Source organism: Hylemonella sp. GW821-FHT12C09, from assembly GCF_058807395.1.
Map to the genome: position 1 here is coordinate 72,748 of NZ_JBXAQQ010000002.1, position 24,411 is coordinate 97,158.

23 protein-coding genes are annotated in these 24,411 nt (G+C 66.1%); 5 read left to right on the forward strand and 18 right to left on the reverse strand.

The genetic code is table 11. The features are described 5' to 3' along the window. Positions 1-196: 196 nt before the first annotated feature. From AC1RRP_RS04245 to rpsB, 16 genes are all read right to left on the reverse strand, one after another. Positions 197-979: a TrmH family RNA methyltransferase gene (locus AC1RRP_RS04245; protein WP_493033579.1), complete on the reverse strand. Its 783-nt coding sequence runs from the start codon at positions 977-979 to the stop codon at positions 197-199. Then, positions 976-1,593, reverse strand: a complete 618-nt coding sequence (gene rnhB / locus AC1RRP_RS04250) for a ribonuclease HII (RefSeq protein ID WP_493033581.1) — start codon at positions 1,591-1,593, stop codon at positions 976-978. Before rnhB ends, AC1RRP_RS04245 begins: the two co-directional genes overlap by 4 nt. After that, the gene (lpxB, locus tag AC1RRP_RS04255; protein ID WP_493033583.1) at positions 1,565-2,707 is read right to left on the reverse strand and encodes a lipid-A-disaccharide synthase; all 1,143 of its coding nucleotides are present in this window, start codon (positions 2,705-2,707) and stop codon (positions 1,565-1,567) included. Before lpxB ends, rnhB begins: the two co-directional genes overlap by 29 nt. A 10-nt stretch (positions 2,708-2,717) precedes the next feature. Next, a complete protein-coding gene (gene lpxA, locus AC1RRP_RS04260; protein ID WP_493033585.1) occupies positions 2,718-3,506 on the reverse strand; it encodes an acyl-ACP--UDP-N-acetylglucosamine O-acyltransferase in 789 nt (262 codons plus the stop codon). Between the two features lie 9 nt (positions 3,507-3,515). After that, a complete protein-coding gene (gene fabZ / locus AC1RRP_RS04265) occupies positions 3,516-3,953 on the reverse strand; it encodes a 3-hydroxyacyl-ACP dehydratase FabZ (protein WP_493034169.1) in 438 nt (145 codons plus the stop codon). Between the two features lie 5 nt (positions 3,954-3,958). Then, on the reverse strand, positions 3,959-4,942 hold the full coding sequence (gene lpxD / locus AC1RRP_RS04270; RefSeq protein WP_493033587.1) for a UDP-3-O-(3-hydroxymyristoyl)glucosamine N-acyltransferase: 984 nt from the start codon (positions 4,940-4,942) through the stop codon (positions 3,959-3,961). A 31-nt stretch (positions 4,943-4,973) separates the two neighbouring features. After that, positions 4,974-5,486: an OmpH/Skp family outer membrane protein gene (locus tag AC1RRP_RS04275; protein ID WP_493033588.1), complete on the reverse strand. Its 513-nt coding sequence runs from the start codon at positions 5,484-5,486 to the stop codon at positions 4,974-4,976. Continuing rightward, positions 5,486-7,777, reverse strand: coding sequence for an outer membrane protein assembly factor BamA (gene bamA / locus AC1RRP_RS04280; RefSeq protein WP_493033590.1), 2,292 nt, complete (start codon positions 7,775-7,777; stop codon positions 5,486-5,488). The genes AC1RRP_RS04275 and bamA overlap by 1 nt, the downstream gene beginning before the upstream one ends. Positions 7,778-7,823: 46 nt before the next feature. Further along, a complete protein-coding gene (gene rseP, locus AC1RRP_RS04285; RefSeq protein ID WP_493033592.1) occupies positions 7,824-9,185 on the reverse strand; it encodes an RIP metalloprotease RseP in 1,362 nt (453 codons plus the stop codon). A gap of 16 nt (positions 9,186-9,201) precedes the next feature. Beyond that, entirely contained in the window at positions 9,202-10,404 is a 1,203-nt protein-coding gene (gene ispC, locus AC1RRP_RS04290) for a 1-deoxy-D-xylulose-5-phosphate reductoisomerase (RefSeq protein ID WP_493033594.1), read from the reverse strand. Further along, a complete protein-coding gene (locus AC1RRP_RS04295; RefSeq protein WP_493033596.1) occupies positions 10,404-11,258 on the reverse strand; it encodes a phosphatidate cytidylyltransferase in 855 nt (284 codons plus the stop codon). Before AC1RRP_RS04295 ends, ispC begins: the two co-directional genes overlap by 1 nt. A 9-nt stretch (positions 11,259-11,267) precedes the next feature. Continuing rightward, positions 11,268-11,999, reverse strand: a complete 732-nt coding sequence (uppS, locus tag AC1RRP_RS04300) for a polyprenyl diphosphate synthase (protein WP_493033598.1) — start codon at positions 11,997-11,999, stop codon at positions 11,268-11,270. A 103-nt stretch (positions 12,000-12,102) separates the two neighbouring features. After that, positions 12,103-12,666 (reverse strand): ribosome recycling factor, encoded by a 564-nt coding sequence (gene frr, locus AC1RRP_RS04305; protein WP_493033600.1) that lies wholly within the window; start codon positions 12,664-12,666, stop codon positions 12,103-12,105. 32 nt (positions 12,667-12,698) lie between these two features. Next, positions 12,699-13,421: a UMP kinase gene (pyrH, locus tag AC1RRP_RS04310; RefSeq protein WP_057676492.1), complete on the reverse strand. Its 723-nt coding sequence runs from the start codon at positions 13,419-13,421 to the stop codon at positions 12,699-12,701. Positions 13,422-13,513: 92 nt separating this feature from the next. Next, positions 13,514-14,437, reverse strand: coding sequence for a translation elongation factor Ts (gene tsf / locus AC1RRP_RS04315; protein WP_493033602.1), 924 nt, complete (start codon positions 14,435-14,437; stop codon positions 13,514-13,516). Positions 14,438-14,520: 83 nt separating this feature from the next. Then, the gene (gene rpsB / locus AC1RRP_RS04320; RefSeq protein ID WP_057676494.1) at positions 14,521-15,273 is read right to left on the reverse strand and encodes a 30S ribosomal protein S2; all 753 of its coding nucleotides are present in this window, start codon (positions 15,271-15,273) and stop codon (positions 14,521-14,523) included. Between the two features lie 171 nt (positions 15,274-15,444). Here rpsB and AC1RRP_RS04325 point away from each other — a divergent pair, with 171 nt between their 5' ends. Genes AC1RRP_RS04325 through AC1RRP_RS04345 form a run of 5 tightly spaced genes read left to right on the forward strand, consistent with a single transcriptional unit; the run spans position 15,445 to position 21,325 of the window. Continuing rightward, positions 15,445-16,788, forward strand: a complete 1,344-nt coding sequence (locus AC1RRP_RS04325; RefSeq protein WP_493033605.1) for an amidase — start codon at positions 15,445-15,447, stop codon at positions 16,786-16,788. Positions 16,789-16,837: 49 nt separating this feature from the next. Next, entirely contained in the window at positions 16,838-18,091 is a 1,254-nt protein-coding gene (locus AC1RRP_RS04330; protein ID WP_493033606.1) for a D-amino acid dehydrogenase, read from the forward strand. Between the two features lie 47 nt (positions 18,092-18,138). After that, entirely contained in the window at positions 18,139-18,987 is an 849-nt protein-coding gene (locus AC1RRP_RS04335; RefSeq protein ID WP_493033608.1) for an HDOD domain-containing protein, read from the forward strand. Further along, positions 18,984-19,871, forward strand: a complete 888-nt coding sequence (locus AC1RRP_RS04340) for an MBL fold metallo-hydrolase (protein WP_493033610.1) — start codon at positions 18,984-18,986, stop codon at positions 19,869-19,871. The genes AC1RRP_RS04335 and AC1RRP_RS04340 overlap by 4 nt, the downstream gene beginning before the upstream one ends. Positions 19,872-19,885: 14 nt before the next feature. Continuing rightward, complete coding sequence (locus AC1RRP_RS04345; protein ID WP_493033612.1) at positions 19,886-21,325, forward strand: NAD(P)H-hydrate dehydratase; 1,440 nt, start codon at positions 19,886-19,888, stop codon at positions 21,323-21,325. Positions 21,326-21,335: 10 nt separating this feature from the next. Here the strand turns inward: AC1RRP_RS04345 and AC1RRP_RS04350 are convergent, their stop codons facing one another. After that, entirely contained in the window at positions 21,336-22,091 is a 756-nt protein-coding gene (locus AC1RRP_RS04350; RefSeq protein ID WP_493033614.1) for an SDR family oxidoreductase, read from the reverse strand. A 26-nt stretch (positions 22,092-22,117) separates the two neighbouring features. Then, complete coding sequence (gene rnr / locus AC1RRP_RS04355) at positions 22,118-24,400, reverse strand: ribonuclease R (RefSeq protein WP_493034172.1); 2,283 nt, start codon at positions 24,398-24,400, stop codon at positions 22,118-22,120. Positions 24,401-24,411 lie beyond the last annotated feature (11 nt).

Here is a 24,411-nt window from a genome sequence, read left to right on the forward strand (position 1 = left end):
GGGTACTCCGTTGGTTACGGGCGCGCCCACGCACTTACAGGAACGGGTCCTGGCTGCTGCTTTTGAGAGGGATGTTCGGCCTGAAATGCGCTGGGGCGGCTGGATTTCTGAACAGTTCAAGATTATAGCTTAGGGCCGATGTCCCCTCGCGGCCCTCACCTTGCACGGCCGCCTTGAAACCGCAACGGGAAACGATTCAGCCCGCAGCACACGCCACGGCGCTGGCGTGCAGGCAGATGGCGGCGGCGGCGGCCACGTTGAGCGATTCCTCCCCGCCGGGCTGGGCAATGCGTACGGACAGCGCAGAACGCGCCATCAACTCAGCGCCCACGCCCTGACCTTCGTGGCCCAGTGCCCAGGCACAGGGCCAGGGCAAGGTCTGCCGATGGATCGGCTCGCCTTGATGCGAGCTGGTGACGATGATGGGCACAGCCAGCCCTTCGAGCGCCACGGGCTCCACACCCTCGACCAGACGCAGTGCGAAATGCGCGCCCATGCCTGCACGCAGCACCTTGGGACTCCACAGGGCCGCCGTACCCTTCATGGCGATCACCTGCTGGAAACCGAAGGCCGCCGCGCTGCGCAGGATGGAGCCGACGTTACCGGCGTCCTGCACCCGGTCCAGGATGACCGAGGCCAGGCCGGACTGGAGCGCTGTGTCGGCCGGCAGGTCGAATACAAAACCCAGCCGGGAGGGTGATTCGAGACCGCTGATGCCATCGAACAGGGCATCGGGCACCAGGATGGTCTTGGCCGCAGAGGCTCCGAACTCGGTCGCAATAATCGGCCACGCCGACTCGGCGAACACCGCAATAGCCGGCCTTTGGCTGCGCAGCAAGGCGGCACGGCAGAGGTGATCCCCCTCCACCCAGAAACGTCCGCTCTTGCGATAGGCCGTGCTGTCTTGGCTGAGCTTGCGCAGCTCCTTGAGCAAGGGGTTATCTCGTGCCGTGATGTGGACTGGCTGCTGCATGCTCATCCGAGCACCTCCGTCACCGGTGCAAAGGTCTTGCGATGCTGCGGGCAGGCACCATGCTGCCGCAAGGCCGCCAGATGCTCGGCCGTGCCATATCCCTTGTGGGCGGCAAAGCCATACTGCGGAAACTCGCGGTCGTACTCGGCGCACCAGCGGTCGCGGTGCACCTTGGCCAGGATGGAAGCGGCAGAAATCGCCGGCACCGTGGCGTCGCCTTTGACGATGGCCTCGGCCAGCACATCCAGCACCGGCAGGCGGTTGCCATCCACCAGCACCTTGGCAGGCTTGAGCCGCAGGCCTTCGACGGCACGGCGCATGGCCAGCAGCGTGGCTTGCAAGATGTTGAGCGTGTCGATCTCCTCCACACTGGCTTCGGCGATCGAACAGCACAGGGCCTTGGCGCGGATCTCGTCGTACAGCTTCTCGCGACGCGCGGGCGTGAGCTTCTTGGAATCGGCCAGGCCCTGGATGGGGTTAAGATCGTCCAGGATCACCGCGGCCGCTACCACCGGGCCAGCCAGGGGGCCACGGCCAGCCTCATCCACCCCGGCGATCAGGCCCGGCGTGTCCCACATCAGCGTGGCCTGTTCAGCCTGCAAGAACTTGCGCGATCGCATCGGCTGCCAGTTTTGGTGTGTCGCGCTGCAATTCGGCATGCAGCGCCATGAAGGTCTGTTCCAGCGCTGCGACACGCTCGGGCGCGTCCAGCCACTGCAGCGTGGACGCTGCCAGCTTCTCAGGCGTAGCCTCGTGCTGCAAGAGCTCGGGCACGACGAAATCGCGACAGAGGACGTTGGGCAGGCCGACCCAGGGCTGCAGCTGCTTGCGCTTCATGAGCTGGTAGGTCAGCCAGTTCACGGCATAGGAGATCACCATGGGCCGCTTGAACAGGGCGGCCTCCAGCGTGGCGGTGCCGCTGGCGATCAGGGTCACGTCACAGGCTGCCAGCACGGTGTGGGACTGACCGTCGAGGATGCGCAGGTGCCCTTCCATGCCCGCAGCGCGCGCGGCCTTCTCAATGCGCGCGCGCAGGGCGGGAATGGCCGGCACGAGAAATTCCAGCTGCGGGCGGCACCGGCGCATCAGGGCCGCCGCGCGGAAGAAGCGTTCAGCCAACTGCTTGATCTCGCCCGCCCGACTGCCCGGCAGGATAGCCACAAGCTGCGCGTCGTCCGATACACCCAGCGTCGCGCGTGCGGCAGCGCGGTCGGGTCGCAGGGGAATCACATTGGCCAACGGATGGCCAACATAGGTCGCGGCGATGCCGTGCCGCCCCAGCAATTCCACTTCAAAAGGGAAGATGCACAGGACGTGGTCCACACTGGCCTTGATCTTGTGCACGCGCTCGGGACGCCAGGCCCAGATCGCCGGGCAGACGAAATGCACGGTGCGGATACCGGCGGCGCGCAGGTCGCGCTCGAGATCCAGATTGAAGTCGGGGGCATCGACGCCGATGAAGACATCAGGCCGGTCCTGCAGGAGTCGCTCGCGAAGCTGGTCGCGGATGCCCACCAGCTCGCGGTAGTGCCGCAGTACCTCGACATAACCGCTCACGGCCAGTTTGTCGCTGGGCCACCAGGCTTGGAACCCGCGCTGGGCCATCTGTGACCCACCGATGCCCTGAGCCAGGGCCTCAGGCCAGCGCGCCCGGACGCCATCGAGCAGGAGGCCGGCCAGCAAGTCCCCGGAGGTCTCGCCCGCCACCATCGCGACGCGCGGCTGGGACATCATGCGTTTACTCTCAGCGGGCAATGCCGTTGGTAGCGCTGGCCAGGAAGGCTTCCATCTGCGCCACGTCGTCCGCCGCTTCGGGCCAGGTCTGCGGCAGCACGGCGATGGCCGTGCGTGCCTGCTCCAGGGTGAGGTTCTGGCGGTAGAGGATCTTGTGCATCTCGCGGATGGCCGTGACACGCTGGTCAGAAAAATCCCGCCGCCGCAAGCCGACCAGGTTGACGCTGCGCACTGTCAGTGGATTGCCATCCACCACCATGAACGGCGGGATGTCCTTGGCGACGTGGCTGGCAAAACCGATCATGGTGTGGGCACCGATGCGCATGCGCTGCAGGATGCCGGTGAGGCCGCCCACGGTGGACCAGTCGCCGATCTCGACATGCCCGGCCAAGGTGGCGTTGTTGGCCATGGTCACATGATTGCCAATGATGCAGTCGTGCGCGATGTGCACATAGGCCATGATCCAGTTGTCATTGCCGATACGGGTTTCGTTCTTGTCCTGCGCCGTCCCGATGTTGAAGGTGCAGAACTCGCGGATCGTGTTGCGGTCCCCGATGTGCAGCTCGCAGGGCTCGTCCTTGTACTTTTTGTCCTGCGAGATGGCGCCCAGCGAATTGAACTGGAAAATCCGGTTGTCCCGGCCGATGGTCGTGCGTCCCTCAATCACGCAATGCGGACCAATGGCCGTACCCGCCCCCACCTTCACGTGTGGGCCGATCACCGTATAGGGACCCACCGTGACTGTGCTGTCGAGTTCGGCCCGGGGATCGACGATGGCGGTCGAATGGATCTGCGTCACGCTGCGTCCTCAGCTGACCTTGCGCATGGTGCACAGGATATCGGCCTCGACCGCGCGTTCGCCGTCGACACTGGCCCAGACCTTGAATTTGTAGATGCCGGCCTTGGAGCGTTCCAGCTCGGCTTCAAGGATCAGCTGGTCGCCCGGCTCGACCGGGCGCTTGAAGCGGGCGTTGTCGATGCCGGCAAAGTAGTACACCGTGTTCTCGTCGAGGGCATGGCCCAGGGTTTCAAACGACAGCAGGGCCGCAGTCTGCGCCAGGGCCTCGAGCATCAACACCCCCGGCATGACGGGGCGGTTGGGGAAATGGCCGTTGAAGAAGTCTTCGTTGATCGTGACGTTCTTGACCGCCTTGATGCGCTTGCCCTTCTCCAGCTCCAGCACCCGGTCCACGAGCAGGATGGGGTAACGGTGCGGCAACAGCTTGAGTATCTTGTGGATGTCCATGGCGATCATTTTTTTGTTTCCTTGAGGTCTTTTTCCAGTGCGCGCAAGCGTTCGCGCAGGGTGGAAAGCTGCTTGAGCGTGGCGGCATTCTTTTCCCAGGACGCATTGTCCTCCAGCGGATAGAAACCGGTGTAATGCCCGGGCTTGTTGATCGAACGCGTGACCAGCGAAAACGAGGAAACATGCACCCCGTCCGCGATGCTCAGGTGGCCCAGCACGCCGGCGCTGCCGCCGATGGTGCAGTTGGCCCCGATGGTGGCACTGCCGGCCACGCCCACGCAGCCCGCCATGGCGGTGTTGCGGCCCACGCGCACGTTGTGACCGATCTGGATCAGGTTGTCGAGCTTGACCCCATCCTCGATCACGGTATCGCTCAGCGCGCCGCGGTCGATGCAGGTATTGGCACCGATCTCGACATCGTTGCCGATGCGCACCGCGCCCAGCTGTTCGATCTTCTCCCAGCGCTCGCCGTCCTTGGCAAAACCGAAACCGTCGGCCCCGATGACGACCCCCGGGTGCAGGATGCAGCGCTCGCCGATCACGCATTCCTCGCTGACGGTCACGCGAGACTTGAGCACGGTGTGCGCCCCGATGCGCGCGCCGCGTTCGACCACACACAGCGGCCCGACCTGCGCGGTGGGATCGACCTGCGCCGCAGGGTCGACGACCGCGCTCGGATGGATGCGCGGGCCGGCCGGTCGTTGGCGCGAGCGCTGCCAGAGCTGGGTGACGCGGGCGAAGTAGAGGTAGGGATTGTCGGCAACGATGCAGGCGCCGCGGGCGACGGCCTCGACCTGCATCTGTGGCCCGACGATCACGCAGCCGGCGCGCGAAGCGGCCAGTTGCTGGCGGTATTTGGGATTGCTGAGGAAGCTGAGGTGCCGGGGCTCGGCCACATCGAGAGGCGCCAGGGCCTGGATTTCCAGCGCAGGGTCGCCGAACAGTTCGCCCCCGAGCTGCTCGACGATGTTGCCTAGACGCACTGCCACACGCGATCTGCCCGCAAATGTCCGGGTGACCTTATTTGGTCACAGTGGCGTTCAAGGCCTTGATCACCTTGTCGGTGATGTCGTGCCGGGGGTTGACGTAGACCGCCTCCTGGAGGATCAGGTCGTATTTTTCAGCGTCGGCCACCTGCTTGACCACGCGGTTGGCGCGCTCGAACACCTGCTGCAGTTCCTCGTTGCGGCGGGCGTTGAGGTCTTCCTGAAACTCGCGGCGCTTGCGCTGGAAATCTCGGTCCAGTTCGACCAGCTGCTTCTGGCGATTCACGCGCTGGCTTTCCGACAGCGTGGGCGCCTCGCGCTCCAGCTGCTCGGCCATGCCCTTGATGCTGGCGCCCTGGGTCTGCAGTTCCTTCTCGCGCTTGGAGAACTCCTGCTCCAGCTTGGCCTGGGCGTTCTTGGCCGGCACCGTTTCCTTGATGATGCGGTCCAGGCTGACGAAACCCAACCGGAACTCTTGGGCCAGCGCCGGCGCAGCCAGCAGACTCAGCCCCAGCAGCAGATATGCAGGACGTATGAGGTACTTCATCAGAATGTGGTCCCAATCTGGAATTGCAGATACTGGATTCTATCGCCTTCGAATTGCCGGATAGGACGGGCAAAGGCCAGGCGCAGGGGCCCCATGGGCGAGATCCAGCTGATACCGACGCCACCGCCTACCCGGAAGTTGGCCGGATCGATCGGATCGTCCGGCCCGTAGACGTTGCCGGCGTCGACAAAGGTATAGACGCGCAGGGTCCGGTCGTTGCCGGCGCCGGGGAACGGCGCCTGCAGTTCGAAGTTGAAATTGATCTTTTTCGGTCCGCCGTAGGTCAGGCCGGTGGCCGAGTCGCGCGGCCCCAGACTGCCCGCCTCGAAACCTCGCACCGAACCCAGGCCGCCGCCATAGAAGTTCTTGAACAGGGGATAGGGTCGGCCGTCGATCCCCTGGCCCAGGGCCAGATCTGAATTGAAGGCAAAGGTGTACTGCTTGGTCAGCGGCACATAGTGCTGGTAGTTGTACGTGCCGCGGACATAACGCACCTCGCCGAAGGTGCTCCACTCGGCGGTAGCGCGCTGGAGGTTGCCACTGGTCGGCACCAGGGCGCTGTCGCGGTTGTCCCGCCCCCACCCCAGAGTCAGCGGCACGGCGGTGCTGGCGTAACCGAACTGGTCGGCATAACTCTGGTAGGCCACCGGCAGGTAGGTACCCGGCACGATGGTGGTTCGCTCGAAACCGGCCCCCAGGTAGACCGTGTCGCGCTCGGTAAAGGGGATGCCGAAACGCAGGCTGGTGCCCACGGTCTCCAGCGCGTAGGAATCTTCGTAGTAATAAGGGCGCGAGACCCGCTGGTACAGGTCAATCGTGCGCGACACCCCGTCCTGCGTGAAATACGGGTCGGTCGTGCTGACCACAATCACGCGATTGATCTTGCTGGTGTTGAGTTGCACGCCCAGCGAGTTGCCACTGCCAAAAGCGTTCTGCTGGCTCACGCCAAACGTCAGCCCCAGTCCCTCGCTGGTGGAGAAGCCGGCGCCCAGGGTCAGACTGCCGGTGGGCCGCTCGACGACCTTCATGGTCAGGTCCACCTGGTCAGGCGTACCCGGCACTTCAGCGGTCTCCATCGTGACCTCGCTGAAATACCCCAGTCGGTCCACCCGATTGCGCGACAGGCGGATCCGTTCGCTGTCGTACCAGGATGATTCAAACTGGCGGAATTCGCGGCGGATCACCTCGTCACGCGTACGGTTGTTACCCGCCACGTTGATGCGGCGCACATAGGCCCGGCGCGAAGGCTCCGCCTGTAGCACCAGCGTCACCCGGCTGGTGCTGCGGTCGATCTCGGGTACGGACTGAACGCGGGCAAAGGCGTAGCCGAAACGGCCGAAATAATCGGTGAAGGCCTTGACGGTCTCGGCCACCCGGTCGGCGTTGTAGGCCTCGCCGGGGCGGATCGACACCAGGGCCTTGAACTCATCCTCGCGCCCCAGGTAGTTGCCGGCCAGGCGCACCCCGGCCACGACGAAGCGCTCGCCCTCGGTCACGTTGTGGGTGATGGAAATATCCTGCTTGTTGGGGGCGATGGCCACCTGGGTCGAGTCGATCCGGAACTCCAGGTAACCGCGCGCCAGATAGTAGGAACGCATCGTCTCGATGTCGGCATTGAGCTTGGCGCGTGAATAACGGTCGGACTTGGTGTACCAGCTCATCCAGTTGCCGGTGTCCAGGTCGAACAGGTTGCGCAGCGTGGATTCGGAAAACGCCTTGTTGCCGACGATGCGGATCTCGCTGATCTTGGCCGGTTCGCCTTCGATGACGGTAAAGGCCAGGCTCACGCGATTGCGCTCGACCGGCGTCACCGTGGTCACCACTTCGGCCGCGTAGAGGCTCTTGTTGATGTACTGGCGCTTGAGCTCCTGCTCGGCCCGGTCCAGCAGGGCCTTGTCGAAGGTACGACCTTCGGCCAGGCCGATGTCCTTCAACGCCTTGGTCAGCGCATCCTTGTCGAACTCGCGGGTTCCGATGAATTCGACGCCAGCCACGCTGGGCCGCTCCTCGACCACCACCACCAGCACGTCCGCGTTGATCTCCAGGCGCACGTCGGTGAAGAGGCCGAGCGCGAACAGCGCGCGGATCGAGGCCGTGCCTTTTTCGTCGCTGTAGGTGTCACCGACACGCAGCGGCATGGACGCAAAGACCGTTCCCGGCTCGACGCGCTGCAAACCCTCAATCTGGATGTCGCGGATCTTGAAGGGCTCGGCAGCCCAGGCCATGTGCGCAGCCATCAACAGGGCGGCCACCAGGGAGGCGGCACGCAGGCTATATCGTTTGAATTGCATCGGTCAAATTGAAATTTGGCTGGGGCACACCATCAGGTCCGGTGGTTCAGCCCAGGAGACGGGTCAGGTCATTGAACAGCGCGATCGACATCATGAGCGCCAGCAGGGCAACGCCGGCCCGCTGCAGGCGCTCCAGCCAGACTTCCGACACGGGTTTGCCTGTGACACCCTCCCAAAGATAATACATCAGGTGTCCGCCATCGAGCACCGGCAAGGGCAGCAGGTTGAGTACACCCAGGCTGACGCTGATCAGGGCAAGAAAGACCAGGTAGGACGTCAACCCCAGGCTGGCAGACCGGCCGGCGTAGTCGGCAATGGTCAGCGGACCACTGAGGTTTTTCAGCGAGGCCTCGCCCACCAGCATGCGGCCCAGGGTGCGCAGCGTCAGCAGCGAAACGTCCCAGGTCTTCTCGACGCCCAGCCACAGGCCTTCGAACACACCGTGCTGGACCGTGATCATCTCGGGAGCCACCCCCACATAGGCCCCGATGCGGCCGATCGCCCCCCCGCCCTGCTGCTGGACCTCCGGAGTCACGTCGAGGTTGATGATGGCGCCCTGGCGCTCGATGCGCCAGTTCTTCGTCAGGGGTTGGCCATCCCGCACCGAGGCGCGGATCATCTCGCGCAACTGGCGGCCGTCCATCACGACCGCCCCGCCGAGGTTGAGCACCAGATCACCCGGACGCAAGCCTGCCCGCTCGGCAGCGCTGCCCGGTGTGATCTCACCGATCTCCGGCCGGCTCAGCGGCGCAACGATGCCGATGCGCTCGAACAGCTGGGCGTCGGCGTCGCTCACCGCCATGCTCGCCAGCGGCAGCACCAACTCGGTTGTGGCCCGCCCGGGCGCATCGGCCAGGGCCAGGCGTACGTCACGCCCTTCCAGGGCCCCGCGCGTCAGCAGCCAGCGCACATCCTCGAAAGAGGCCACGGGCTTGAGTTCGCCGCCCTCGAAACCCGCGCGCTCGACGCGCTCGCCACCGCGCAGCCCGGCGCGTTCCGCCACCGAAGCGGTCACCGGAGCGCCCAGCACCGGGCTGGCCATCTGCACGCCAGTCCAGTTGACCAGCGCATAAAGCAGCACGGCCAGCAAGAGATTGGCCAGCGGGCCGGCCGCGACGATCAGTGCGCGCGAACGCAGCGGCTGGGTATTGAAGGCCAGGTGACGTTCGTGCGCTGCCACCGGCGCTTCCCGTTCGTCGAGCATGCGGACGTAACCGCCCAGAGGAAAAGCCCCCAGCACGAATTCGGTCGCCGAACCCTTGGGCTGCCAGCGCAGCAGGGTGTGACCAAAACCGACCGAGAAACGCAGCACCTTGACGCCGCAGGCCACGGCCATGCGGTAGTGCCCGTATTCATGGATGGCGATCAGCAGCCCCAGGGCGACGATGAAGGCGACAACGGTCAACATGTCTGTCCTTTGGAGTTCAGGCCGTCAGCCCACGCAGGCAGGCCTGCGCCGCCGCGCGCGACTGCGCGTCCAGCGCCAGCAGATCGTCCAGCGAGCCGGGGGCTGCCGGCACAACGGCCGCCAGTGTGCCCAGGTTGACGGCATGGATCTGGTCGAAACGGATGCGCCGCTCCAGGAAGGCCGCCACCGCCACTTCGTTGGCCGCATTGAGCACCGCCGTGGTGCCCGCCGGGCCAAGCAAGGCATCCCAGGCCAGGCGGATCCCCGGGAAACGCTGGGCGTGCCCGGGAGCGTCCATGGGCTCGAAGGTCATGGCCGCCAGCTTGTGAAAATCCAGTGCGGCGGCGCCCGAGGCCATGCGCTCGGGCCAGGACAGGCCGTAAGCGATGGGCACCCGCATGTCGGGTGTACCCAACTGCGCCACCACCGAGTGGTCGCTGTACTGCACCATGGAGTGGATCACGCTTTGCGGGTGGATCACCACCTCCAGCCGCTCCGGCTCCAGGCCAAACAGGTAACGCGCCTCGATCACCTCCAGTGCCTTGTTCATCATGGTGGCCGAATCGACCGAGATCTTGCGCCCCATCACCCAGTTCGGGTGGGCGCAGGCCTGCTCGGGCGTGACCTCGCGCAGGGTCTGCGGATCGCGCGTGCGAAAGGGCCCGCCGGAGGCCGTCAGGATGATCCGGTCGACCCGCTGCGACCAGGTGGCCGGGTCTTCAGGCAGGGACTGGAAAATGGCCGAATGTTCGCTGTCGATCGGCAGCAGCGTGGCGCCGCCCGTGCGCACCGCCCGCATGAAAAACTCGCCGCCGACCACCAGCGCTTCCTTGTTGGCCAGCAGCAGGCGCTTGCCCGCGCGGGCGGCGGCCAGGCAGGGCGCCAGACCCGCGGCCCCGACGATGGCGGCCATCACGACGTCGACCTCCTCGTGCGCTGCCACTTCGGTGAGGGCCACCGCGCCCCCCAGCACCTGTGTCTTCGCGCCGGCCTGGCGCAGGCGCTCGGCCAACTGTGTGGCGTGGGCGGCGCTGGCCATGACGGCGTATCGGGGCCGGAACTGCAGGCATTGCTGCAGCATCAGGTCCACCTGCGTGGCTGCCGTCAGCGCATGGACCTCGAAGCGCTGCGGATGGCGCGCCAGCACGTCCAGTGTGCTCGTGCCGATGGAACCGGTGGAGCCGAGGATGGCCACACGTTGGAGTGTTGGCTGCTTCATCAGCGCAGTACCGAATAAAACATCATCGCCAGGGGCAGCGTGGGCAGCAGGGCATCGACGCGGTCGAGCACACCCCCATGGCCGGGCAGCAGACGGCTGCTGTCCTTGGCGCCGGCGCTGCGCTTGACCAGGGACTCCACCAGGTCGCCCACCACGCTCATGGCCGCAAGGAACAACACGGCCAGCAGCAGCAGCAGCCAGCCGCCGCGCGACTGCAGATGACTGTAGAGGCTGGGCGATGCCAGCACGCCGGCACGCTCCAGGGCCAGCCAGACCAGCGCCAGCACCACCACCCCCACCATGCCGCCCCAGACCCCTTCCCAGCTCTTGCCCGGACTGATGGCCGGCGCCAGCTTGACCGCGCTGAACCGCCCCCCCCAGGCCTTGCCGGCAAAGTAGGCGGCGACATCCGCCATCCAGACCAGCACCAGGATGGAGAGCAAAAAGGCCACACCGACCTCGCGCGCCTGCACCACGGCCAGCCAGGCCAGCCCAAGCACCAGCCAGCCCCCGCCCAGGCGCAAGGCCCGCGGCAGTTGACCCCAGCGACTCACGCCGGTCCTGATCAGGGCAGCCCCGACCAGCACCCAGATGCCGCCCGCCAGCGTCCACAGCAGCGGCTGGGGTGCGGCCAGCAAGCCCAGATCCCAGGCCATGACGCAGGCCACCAGGCAGACGAAGGCGCCGATCCAGGAACCGAACTGGCCCAGGCGATTGAGACGCCCCCACTCCCAGGCACCTGCCGCGATCAGGACCAGGGTGACCAGGCGCCAGTACAGCGTGTCATGGTGAAAGAGCGCCGGCAGCAGGATCAGCAGGAGGACGATGGCGGTGATGATGCGCTGCTTGAGCATGGTTGATCCTCAGGCCGCCTTCTGGCCCGGGCCCGGTGAAGCGACCTGGTCGGAGGTCTGGCCGTAGCGGCGCTCGCGCCGGTTGAATTCGCCGATGGCACGGTCCAGTTCGGCCTCATCGAAGTCGGGCCAGAGCTTGTCGCTGAAGAAGAGTTCGGCATAAGCCGCCTGCCAGAGCAGGAAATTGCTCAGGCGCAGCTCGCCGCCGGTGCGAATGATGAGATCCGGGTCGGGGACATGGGCCATGGCCATGGCCTGGTGCAGCGCCATTTCGGTGATGGGCTGTTCCTGTGCCGCCAGCCGGGCGGCCGCCTGGGCGATGTCCCAGCGTCCGCCATAGTTGAAGCACACGTTCAGAACGAGCCTGCTGTTGGCTGCCGTCGCCAGTTCGGCCTGGTCCAGGCCGGTGCGAACCTTGTCGGACAGACCGGCCCGATCGCCGACAAAATGCAAACGCACGCCATCCTTGAGCAGCTGCGGCACTTCCTTGGCCAGGGCCGTGGCCAGCAGCTCCATGAGACCCGACACCTCGTCGGCCGGGCGGTTCCAGTTTTCGGAGGAAAAGGCAAAGACGGTCAGCACCCCCACCTGACGCTCCAGGCAAGCCCGGATACAACGGCGCAGGCTCTCCATGCCCTGGCGGTGGCCCGCCAGACGCGGCAGGAAGCGCTTGGTGGCCCAGCGGCCATTGCCATCCATGACGATGGCGATGTGGTGCGGCAAGCCGCCGGGCGAGTTCATGATGGTCAAGTGGACGGTGTGGGCGCCGCCGGGTCGCCCCAGGGCGCGAGGGTCCCCTCGGAGGACAACGCAGCGAACGGCGTGGCAAGCGTGGCGGCCACTTTTATACCGCCATCACTTCCTGTTCCTTGCCTGCAACCAGCTGGTCGATCGTGGCGACGTGCTTATCGGTCAGCTTCTGGATGTCGGCCTCGGAACGTTTTTGGTCGTCTTCGGACGCGGTCTTGTCCTTGACCAGTTTCTTGACCGCCTCGTTGGCGTCACGCCGAAGGTTACGCACGGCGATCTTGGCGTTCTCGCCCTCGGTACGCACCAGCTTGGTCATCTCCTTGCGGCGCTCCTCGCTCATCGGCGGCATGGGCACGCGGATCAGGTCGCCCATGGAGGCCGGGTTCAGGCCCAGCTCGCTCTCACGGATGGCCTTCTCGATCTTGGCGCCCATGCCCTTTTCCCAGGGCTGCACGCTGATGGTGCGGGCGTCCAGCAGGTTCACGTTGGCCACCTGGCTCAGTGGCACGGTGGAGCCGTAGTACTCGACCTGCACGGAGTCCAGCAGCGACGGATTGGCGCGGCCGGTACGGATCTTGGACAGATGGTTTTTCAGGGCCTCGATGGACTGGTCCATCTTGGTTTCCATGGTCTTCTTGATGTCTGCAATCGTCGTCATGCTTTGCTCCTCTGCGGCACCGGTGCCTGCGCTCAGGCGTAAACCAGCGTGCCCTCGTCTTCACCCATCACGACACGCTTGAGCGCGCCGTGCTTGAAAATGGAAAACACCTTGATCGGCAGCTTCTGGTCGCGGCACAGCGCGAAAGCCGTGGCGTCCATGATGCCGAGATTCTTTGAGATTGCCTCGTCGAAGGAAATCTTGCTGTAACGGGTGGCTGTCTTGTCCTTGTTCGGATCGGCGCTGTAGACACCATCCACCTTGGTGGCCTTGAGCACCATTTCGGCGCCAATCTCGGCGCCGCGCAGCGCAGCGGCCGTGTCGGTGGTGAAGAAGGGGTTGCCCGTGCCGGCCGCGAAGACCACGACCTTGCCCTCTTCGAGGTACTGCAGGGCCTTGGGACGCACATAGGGCTCAACCACCTGCTCGATGGCAATCGCCGACATCACGCGGGCCGTCAGGCCGGCCTTGTTCATGGTGTCGGCCAGGGCCAACGCATTCATCACGGTGGCCAGCATGCCCATGTAGTCGGCCGTGGCCCGGTCCATGCCGACCGAACCGCCAGCCACGCCACGAAAGATGTTGCCGCCGCCGATCACGACGGCGACTTCCACCCCCAGGCGCGTGATCTCGGCCACCTCCTGCACCATGCGCTGGATGGTCGCATGGTTGATGCCGAAGGCATCGTCGCCCATCAGGGCCTCCCCGGACAGCTTAAGCAGAATACGCTTGTAGGCTGGCTTGGGGTCGGACATGAAGGGCTCCTTGCAGGTGATGGTGATACGCGATCCGGACAGACGGAATTTACAGGATTTCCCGGGCCGCGCCGTCGCTCGGCCAGTGGGCGTCAGCCCGCCTGCTTGGCGGCAGCCACCTGGGCAGCCACTTCGGCAGCGAAGTCGTCGACCTTCTTCTCGATGCCCTCGCCCACCACGTACAGGGTGAAACCCTTGAGGGTGGTGCCGGCGGCCTTGAGCATCTGCTCGACGGTCTGCTTGTCGTTCTTCACGAAAGGCTGGTTGAACAGCGAGACTTCCTTCAGGAACTTCTGCACACCCCCCTCGATACGCTTGGCCACGATGTCGGCAGGCTGTGCGGGTTTGCCAGCGGCTTCAGCGGTCTTGCGATCTTCTTCGGCCTTGCCGGCGGCAACAGCGCGCTCTTTCTCGATCAGCTCGGCCGGCACGTCAGCGCTGGTCAGCGCGACGGGCTTCATGGCGGCCACGTGCATGGCGACGTCCTTGGCAGCGGTTTCGTCGCCATCGAACTCCACGACCACGCCGATGCGCGTGCCGTGCAGGTAGGCAGCCAGCTTGGCGCCCGAGGAGAAGTGCTTGAAACGGCGGAAGCTCATGTTCTCGCCGATCTTGCCGATCAGGCCCTTGCGCACGTCTTCCAGGGTAGGGCCGAAACCGTCCTGGCTGTAGGGCAGCGCGCCCAGGGCGGCCACGTCGGCCGGCTTGTGCTTGGCGACCAGATCGGCAGCAGCCTTGGCCAGGGCCAGGAAGCTGTCGTTCTTGGTCACGAAGTCGGTCTCGCAGTTCACTTCGATCAGGGCGCCGGTGCTGCCGCTGATCGAGCTGGCCACCACGCCTTCGGCGGTCACACGCGAAGCGGCCTTGCCAGCCTTGGTACCCAGCTTCACACGCAACAGCTCTTCGGCCTTGGCCATGTCGCCATCGGCCTCGGTCAGGGCCTTCTTGCATTCCATCATCGGTGCGTCGGTCTTGCCGCGCAGTTCGGCGACCATGCTTGCGGTAATTGCAGCCATCTTCTTACTCCGTCTTCAATTCAAAATCAGATTGGGACTAAAAAAAAGGGGCACAGCGCCCCTTTCTTCGGGTCGGGCGTGGATCAGGCGGAAGCTTCGTTCACTTCCACGAACTCGTCACCGCTCTCGGATGCCACGGCCTTGACCACGTCATCCACGGCATTGGCACGGCCTTCCAGGATGGCGTCGGCGATGCCGCGGGCGTACAGGGTCACGGCCTTGGACGAGTCGTCGTTGCCCGGGATCACGTAGTCGATGCCCTCGGGCGAGTGGTTGGAGTCGACCACGCCGATCAGCGGGATGCCCAGCTTCTTGGCTTCGGCAATGGCGATCTTGTGGTAACCGACGTCGATCACGAAGATCGCGTCCGGCAGGGTGTTCATGTCCTGGATGCCGCCGATGTCCTTCTCGAGCTTCTCGAGTTCACGGGCGAACATGAGTTGTTCTTTCTTGCTCATGGCGTCCAGGCCGGTTTCCTGCTGGGCCTTCATGTCCTTCAGGCGCTTGATCGAGGTCTTGACGGTCTTGAAGTTGGTCAGCATGCCGCCCAGCCAACGCTGGTCGACGTAGGGCACGCCGGCGCGCTGGGCTTCGGCAGCCACGGTTTCGCGGGCGGTGCGCTTGGTGCCCACCATCAGGATGGTGCCGCGCTTGGCAGCCAGCTGCTTGGCAAACTTGGCTGCGTCCTGGAACATCGGCAGCGATTTTTCCAGGTTGATGATGTGAATCTTGTTGCGATGGCCGAAGATGAAGGGGGCCATCTTGGGGTTCCAGAAGCGGGTCTGGTGGCCAAAATGGACACCTGCTTCCAGCATTTGACGCATGGTCACGGACATGTGAAGTACTCCGAAGGTTGGGTCTAAAATCCGGTCCTCTTTGCAATCGGCGTCTGGCGCCGGCTGCAACACCTGGATGGACCGGTTTGCGATTTACTCTGCGGCTGCTTGCGCGAGATGCGCAGGCCCTTCCAGCAAAGCCCAACGAGTATAGCACAGGCCCACTTTCCAATGCCTCCCGCCACCGACCTCCACGCCATCCGCCAGCGCCTGCTGGCCGGCCACACCAGCCCGGGGGCCGAGATCGAACAGGCCATCACCCGCGCCCTAGCCCCGGCCTGCACACACGCCTTCCTCCAGACCGACTTCGGGGGCGCCCGGGTCCAGGCCGCCGCGGCCGATCCGGCCCGCCAGCCCCTGGCCGGGCTGGCGGTCTCGGTCAAGGACCTTTTCGACGTGGCCGGCCAGGTCAGCCGTGCCGGCGCCATCGTCCTGAAAGACGCCGCCCCGGCAAACCAGGACGCCGTGGCCGTGGCCCGCCTGCGTGCCGCCGGCGCCGCCCTGATAGGCCGCACCAACATGTCCGAATTCGCCTATTCCGGCGTCGGTACCAACCCGCACCACGGCACCCCGGCCAATGCGGCGGCCACCGACCAACCACGCGTGCCGGGCGGCTCGTCCAGCGGCGCGGCCGTTTCCGTCGCCATGGGAGCCGCCTTTGTCGGCCTGGGCTCGGACACCGGCGGCTCCATCCGCATCCCGGCCGCCCTGCAGGGCATCGTGGGCTTCAAGAGCACCCAGCGCCTGGTGCCGCTGGACGGCACGGTGCCCCTGTCCTTCACGCTCGACACGGCCTGCGCCATGACACGCTCGGTGCGTGACGCGATCACCGTGCACGAGATCCTGGCCGCGCGCCGCGTCACGCGCAGCCAGGCCCCGCTGTCGCACTATCGGCTGGCTGTCGTGCCGCAAGTCATGTTCGATGGCATCGACGCCCATGTGGCGCGCGCCTTCGAACGCACGTTGCGGATCCTGCGCGATGCCGGCGCCCGCATCGAGGAACTCCCCCTGCCGGCGCTGGGCGAACTCGCTGGCCTGCAGGCCAGCGGCGGTTTTGCCGCGGCCGAAAGCTACGCCTGGCATCGCCACCTGCTGGCAGGCCACGCGGCCCAATACGACCCGCGCGTCCTGTCGCGCATCCAGCGCGGCGCGACCATCAGCGCAGCTGACTACATCGACCTGTTGCAGGCACGGCGCGACTGGATCGCGCGCGTCGAGCAGGCCCTGGCCGGCTTCGACGCGGTGCTCTCACCCACCGTGCCCATCGTGGCGCCGGCGCTGGCCGAGGTGCTGCCAGGGCCCGAGCGCGACGAAGCCTTCTTCCGCATCAACGGCCTGCTGCTGCGCAACCCCAGCGTGGTGAACATGCTCGACGGCTGCGCCATCTCCCTGCCCTGCCACGCGCCGGACGAACTGCCCGTGGGCCTGATGGTCTGGCAAGGCGCGATGCGCGATGATGTGGTCCTGAACATCGCACAGCAGATCGAAACCCTGCTGCGCCCCCAACAACCATAATCCCCCATCCCGCCAGCCAGCCCGGCCAGCGGGAACCCACTCCCGATTCATGAAAATTGCAGTCATCGGCGCCGGCATCATCGGCGTTACCACCGCCTGGGAACTGGCCCGCGACGGCCACGAGGTCACCGTCTTCGAACGTCGCATCGCCGCCGCCGAAGAAGGCAGCTTTGCCAACACCGGCATCCTCGCCCCCGGCTATACCGCCCCCTGGGCCGCCCCCGGCATGCCCTTCAAGATCCTGCGTCACCTGCTGCTGCGTCACGCACCGGTGCATTTTTCCCTGCCCCTGCGCGGCAGCGACCTGGCCTGGATGTGGAAGTCCTGGCGCGCCTGCGGCAGCGAAACCTATCTGCGCAACCGCCAGAACCTCCAGGGGCTGGCCCGCTACAGCCGCACGCGCCTGCACGAACTCGCGGCCGAACTGGAACTCGATTTCGACCGCAGCCAGGGCCTGCTGGTCCTGCTGCGCTCGGAGCGCGACCACACCCTGCTGCGCCCCGGCCTGCAGTTGCTGCGCGATCAGGGCTTGGCGCATCGCGAGCTCACGCCCGAAGAGGCGCGCGCCATCGAGCCGGCCCTGAATCCCGACACGGCTTTTCACGGCGCGCTGCACCTGCCCGAGGACGAGGTTGGCAACTGCCGGCAATTTGCCCTGCTGCTCAAGAACGCGGCGCTGGCCCGCGGCGTGCAGTTTGCCTTCGGCACCACGGTCGAACGCCTGACCCCCGGCCAGGGCATGGACGTGCAGTTGACCGGCGAATCGCAACCACGCCGCTTCGATGCTGCCGTGCTGTGCGCCGGCGTCGACTCGGCCCGGCTGTTGCGCCCCCTGGGCGTGAAGATTCCGATGGCTGCCGTGTATGGCTACTCGGTGAGCGCTACCGTGCGCGAGCCGCTGAACGCTCCGCGCAGCGCCGTCATGGATGAGCGCTACAAGGTGGCCATCGCCCGCCTGGGCAACCGGGTGCGCGTGGGTGGCGGCGCCGAACTGGGAGGGCGCCCCGAGCGTCAGCGCAAGGACGCCCTGCAGACCCTCTACAAGGTGCTGCAGGACTGGTTTCCCGGCGCCGCCGTGCTCTCCAGCGGCGTGCAGACCTGGAAGGGCGCACGCCCCATGCTGCCCGACGGCCCGCCCCTGCTGGGCGCCAGCGGCATCCCGGGCCTGTGGCTGAACTGCGGCCACGGCTCCAGTGGCTGGACCCTGGGCTGCGGCTCGGCCCGCGCCCTGGCCGACCTGGTGGGCGGCCACCGACCCGAACTCGCGCTGGACGGCTTCGGCATCGAACGGCTGCGCCCCTGAGGGGGGGATTGTGTACAGTAGGTGCACTCCCGGTACACAATGCAATCATGAGTCCTGAACTGTCGCAAAAACTGGCCGCTGCCGTCGATGGCATGCCGGCCTTCCCCAAAAGCGTGCAGGCCATCCTGGACCTGACCCGGGACGTCAATTGCACCCCCAAGGACCTGGTGCAGGTGATCGACAAGGACCCGGTGGTCACGGTCAAGATCCTCAAGGTCATCAACTCGGCCTACTACAGCCTGCCCAAGCAGGTTACCTCGATCAACCACGCCGTGGTCTTCCTGGGCTTCAACACCATCAAGAACCTGGCCCTGGGCATCGCCGCCATCGGCATGCTGCCCAAGAGCAATGCCGCCGGCTTCGACGTGCAGCAGTACCTGCTGCACTCGCTGGCCACGGCGAACATTGCCAAGAGGATTGCCAGCGATGTGGAGGGCGCAGACCCGATGGACTGTTTCATCGCCGGCCTGCTGCATGATTTCGGCAAGGTGGTCTTCGCCCAGTTCATGCCCAACGAGTTCCGCCAGGCCCTCGAAGCCTGCCAGGAGAATGGCAGTTCGCTGCACGAGGCATTGCGCCAGATCATCGGTGTGGACCACGCGGTGGTCGGAGGCATGCTGGTGGAGAAATGGCGCTTCGCCCCCAACCTGGTCCAGACCATCCAGAACATGCACGGCCCCGAAGTGCTGGACACGCCCATGGTGGCCTGTGTCTTCGCCGCCAACCAGATCAGCAAGAAGCTGCATTTCGGCTTCGGCGGCAACCCCTTTGCGGAGCCCCTCCCGCCGGTCGTCGCCAGGCGGCTCGGCGGCGACCTCGACCACGTCATCGCCGAACTCGGCGATCTCCAGGCGCTTTTCGAGGAAGCGCAGGTCTTTTCCAAGCTCGAATCATGAAAGTCAAATTCTGGGGTGTGCGCGGTTCGATCGCCTCGCCGGGGCCGCACACGGTACGCTATGGCGGCAACACCACCTGCATTGAGGTGCGCACCGACAGCAACGAGCTCATCATCCTGGACGCCGGTACCGGCATCTTCCCGCTGTCGCAGACCCTGCTGGCCGAACTGCCGGTGCAGGCCAACGTGCTCATCACCCACTCGCACTGGGACCACATCCAGGGTCTGCCCTTCTTCATCCCCAACTTCATCCCCGGCAATGTGCTGCGCCTGCACGGCGCCCACGACCCGGTCTCGGGCCAGGGGGTGGAACAGGTCATGGCGGTGCAGCTGCAGTACAGCTATTTCCCGGTGCGCGAAGCCGAAATGAAGGGCACCATCGAGTACGTGACGCTGATGCCTGAACAGAGCATCCAGGTGGGCAGCGCCACCATCACACCCTATCTGCTCAATCACCCGGTCATCAACTTCGGCTACCGCATCGAGGCCAATGGCAAATCGGTCTTCTTCACCGGCGACCATGAGCCCCCCTACAACATCTACGATCCGGGTGACGCCGAATACGCCGAATACCAGTCCTTCGTGGACGAAAAGCAGGCGTCCATCATCCAGGCCATGCGCGGCGTGGACGTGCTGATCGCCGACACCTCCTACACCGCCCAGGAATACCCGGCCAAGGTCGGCTGGGGCCATGGCACCTTCAAGACCAGCATCGAGGCCGCCTGCCAGGCCGGCGCCAAGGTGCTCTACTGCACGCACCACGAGCCCACCCGCAGCGACGATGCGCTGGAAGCGGCCTTCGCCCAGGCCCTGGCCGACACCCCCGTGCCCGCGGGCGGGCCGGAGATCCGGCTGGCCTTCGAAGGCCACAGCTACGAATTCTGAGCCGGGCCGGCTCCATGCAACGCCTCCCCTCCGGCACCCCCCAGCCGCTGTACAGCGCCGCCGCCACGCGCACGCTGGAAGCCGCACTTGCCGCGATGCTGCCGCCCCACACCCTGATGCAGCGCGCCGGCCTGGCCACGGCACAACTGGCCCTGGCCATCGCTCCGCACGCGCGCAGCTACTGGATCGCCTGCGGTCCAGGCAACAACGGCGGCGACGGCCTGGAAGCGGCCATGCACCTGCAGCAGTGGGGCAAGACGCCGCTCGTGACCTGGCTCGGCACCCCTGAAACCGCCCCCGCCGATGCCCGCGCCTCGCACGCCCGCGCCCTGGCTGCCGGTGTGCGCCTTGTCGATGCACCGCCCGCGGACTGCGACATCTGCATCGACGCCCTGCTCGGCACCGGCGCGAGCCGCCCCCCCGAAGGTCGGCTGGCCGACTGGATCGCACACATCAACACCCTGAACGTGCCGGTGCTGGCCGTGGACCTGCCCTCGGGACTGCACGCCGACACCGGCACCACGCCCGGCCCTTGCGTGCACGCCAGCCACACGCTCAGCCTGCTCACGCTCAAACCCGGTCTCTACACAGCGCAGGGTCGCGACCAGACCGGTCAGGTCTGGTACGAGTCCCTCGGCGCAAAAGTAGCGTCCGCGGAGCCCCAGGCGGGTCTGGCTGGCGCGCCCGCTACGTCCCCCCGCCGCCACGCCACGCACAAAGGCAGTTACGGCGACGTGGCCGTCATCGGCGGTGCCCGTGGCATGAGTGGTGCGGCCTTGCTGGCCGCCGGCGCGGCACTGCACCATGGCGCCGGTCGCGTTTATGTCGGCTTGCTCGATGAGAGCGGCATGACGGTGGACCCCAGGCTCCCCGAGTTGATGTTCCGCGCGCCCGCGGCTCTGGATGTTGCAGCCCTGAACGTGGTCGCCGGCTGCGGCGGCGGCCAGGCCATCTCCGCTCAGCTGCCGCGCCTGCTGTCGACGGTGGCGCGCCTGGTGCTGGACGCCGACGCTCTCAATTCAATAGCAAATGACAGACAGCTCGCGACCCTCCTGGCGGCGCGCGGCTCGCGTCAGCGCCAGACCGTGCTGACCCCGCATCCTCTGGAAGCGGCGCGCCTGCTGGCTAGCACGACAGCGGCCGTGCAGGCCGACCGGCTGGCGGCTGCGCAGCAGCTGGCGCAGCGGTTCGGCTGCACCGTGGTCTTGAAAGGCTCGGGCACGGTGATCGCCGCACCGGACCGGCTGCCGGTCATCAACCCGACCGGCAATGCGCGCCTGGCCACAGCCGGCACCGGCGACGTGCTGGCCGGTCTGATCGGTGCGCGTCTGGCGCAGGGCGAAAGCTCGTTTGACGCTGCGTGCGCCGCCGTCTGGCTCCATGGCCAGGCCGCAGACGCCTGGCCGCAGGACCGAGCCCTGACAGCTGGCGCACTGGCGCAAGCCATCGTCTGAGAAAAGGAACTCAGCCGCGCCCTACGAAGGGCATCTTCGTCGCCATCACCGTATGGAACAGCACGTTGACTTCTAGCGGCAGCTTTGCCATGTAGAGCACCGACTGGCCGACGATGTCCACGTCCATCAGCGGCTCCACGGCGATCTCGCCATTGGCCTGGGGCACGCCCTTGGCCATGCGCGCGGCCAGATCGGTCGCGGCATTGCCGATGTCGATCTGCCCCACGGCAATGTCGTAAGGACGGCCGTCCAGCGAAGCCGCCTTGGTCAGGCCCATCACGCCGTGTTTGGTGGCGGTGTAGGCGATCGAGTTGGGGCGCGGTGCATGCGCGGAGATCGAGCCGTTGTTGATGATGCGGCCGCCGCGCGGGCTCTGCGCCTTCATCACGCGAAAAGCGTTCTGGATGCAGAAGAACATGCCAGAGAGGTTCACTTCCACCACCGACCGCCATTGCTCGACGGTCAGCTCCTCCAGCGGCACCCCGGGCGCGCCCATGCCGGCATTGTTGAACAGCACATCCACCCGCCCCCAGGTCTGCACCGTGGTGTCAAACAGCGCACGCACGGCCTCCGGCTTGGCCACATCGGTCGGCAGCACCAGAGCCCGCGCACCGGCACCGCTGTCTGCGGCGACCGCCTCCAGCGGTTCGCGCCGGCGTCCGGCCAGCGCCACGTTGTAACCGTCTTTCAGCAGCGCAAGTGCTGCTGCCTTGCCGATGCCCGTGCCCGCGCCGGTCACGATGGCGACCTTCTTCACTCCACTCATTGCCTTGTGTCTCCCTGGTTCAAAAATCAACGGCGCGTCTTGCGCCCCTTGCCCCTGGCCTTGTTCGTGACCTTCTTGGCCGCCGCCTTGACCGAGGCTTTCAGTGCCTGGATCGGCGAGGGCAAGGCACGCTTGCTCGCATCGCCGGCCTTTTTGTTGCGAGTCTCCCGCTTGAGTGAAGCCTTGCGCGGCACCCCGGTAGCTTCGCCGGCCTCCTCAGGCGCCAGCCCCTTGTCACGCAGGGCGCGGCTGGTAAGCTCCTCGCCCTCGCGCACCAGTCGGAAGTCGATGCGGCGGCCGTCGAGGTCCACGCGGCTGACCTGTACCCGCACCCGCGTGCCGATGGCGTAACGGATGCCCGTGCGCTCGCCGCGAAGTTCCTGGCGCGCCTCGTCGAAGCGGAAATACTCGCCGCCGAGTTCGGTGATGTGGATCAATCCCTCCACGTACATGGCGTCGAGTGTGACGAACAAGCCGAAGCTGGTGGCCGACGTGACCACGCCGCCGAACTCCTCGCCCAGGTGCTCGCGCATGTACTTGCACTTGAGCCAGGCCTCGACGTCGCGGCTGGCCTCGTCGGCGCGGCGCTCGTTGGCGCTGCAATGCAGGCCTGCAGCCTGCCAGGCCATCAATTCCGCGCTGACCTTCTTGGGCTTCTCACCCGAGTTCTTCATCTTGGCGACTTCGCTCTTCTCGATCCGCTTGGAGAGCTTGGCATGCGCCTCGCCCGGCGTGGGCAGGACCGGCAGGTGGTAACGCGTCTTACCCAGGATGGCCTTGATCACCCGATGCACCAGCAGGTCCGGGTAACGCCGGATCGGGCTGGTGAAGTGGGTGTAGGCCTCGAAAGCCAGGCCGAAGTGCCCGCTGTTGTGCGGCGTGTAGATCGCCTGCTGCATGGAGCGCAGCAGCATGGAATGGATCTGCTGGGCGTCCGGACGCTCCTTGGTGGCGATGGCGATGGCCTGGAACTCCGCCGGCGAGGGGTCCTCGCTGATGGTCAGGCCCACGCCCGTGACCTTGAGGTAGTTGCGCAACAGCTCGTTCTTCTCGGGCGTCGGCCCCTCGTGCACGCGGAACAGGCCGGCGTGCTTGCTCTGGCCGATGAAGTCCGCACTGCAGACGTTGGCCGCCAGCATGGCCTCCTCGATCAGGCGGTGTGCGTCATTGCGCGTGCGCGGCACGATCTTCTCGATGCGTCCGCTCTCGTCGCAGATGATCTGCGTCTCGGTGGTCTCGAAGTCCACGGCGCCACGCTTGGCGCGCGCGGCCAGCAGGGCGCGGTAGACATCGTGCAGATGCAGCAGGTCCTGGATGCGATCCTTGCGCTTGGCGGCTTCCGGTCCGCGGGTGTTGGCCAGGATGGCCGCCACCTCGGTGTAGGTGAAGCGCGCGTGGCTGTGCATCACGGCCGGGTAGAACTGGTAGGCCGTGACCTCGCCCTCGCTGCTCACGAACATGTCGCAGACCATGCACAGGCGATCCACATCCGGGTTCAGCGAACACAGGCCGTTGGACAGCTTCTCCGGCAGCATGGGGATCACGCGGCGCGGGAAGTAGACGCTGGTGGCCCGTTCGTAGGCATCCACGTCGATCGGCGAGCCGGTCTCCACGTAGTGGCTGACGTCGGCGATCGCCACCAGCAGACGCCAGCCTTGCTGGGCACTCCGGCCGCGGCCCTGGTTGGACGGCTCGCAGTAGACGGCATCGTCGAAGTCGCGTGCATCCTCGCCGTCGATGGTGACCAGCGGGACGTCGGTCAGGTCGACGCGGTGCCGGCTGTCCTGCTCCCTCACCTTGTCGGGCAGGCCGCGCGCCTGGGCAATGCAGGCCTCGGAGAACTCATGGGGCACGCTGTACTTGCGCACCGCGATCTCGATTTCCATGCCCGGGTCATCGACCTCACCCAGCACTTCCTTGATGCGCCCCACGGGCTGTCCGAAGAGCGCCGGCGGCTCGACCAGCTCGACCACCACCACCTGGCCCGCCTTGGCCTGCCCGGTGGCACTCTTGGGGATCAGGATGTCCTGGCCGTAACGCTTGTCCTCGGGCGCCACCAGCCAGACGCCGCTCTCCTGCAGCAGGCGGCCGATGATGGGTTGCGGCGCGCGCTCCACGATCTCGACCACGCGCCCCTCGGGCCGGCCCTTGCGATCCAGTCGCACGATGCGCGCCTTGACGCGGTCCTTGTGCAGCACGGCGCGCATCTCGTTGGGTGGCAGGTAGATGTCGGGCTCGCCGTCGTCACGCACCACAAAACCATGACCGTCACGGTGTCCGTTGATGGTCCCTTCAATTTCTTCCAGCAGGCTGCCGGAGC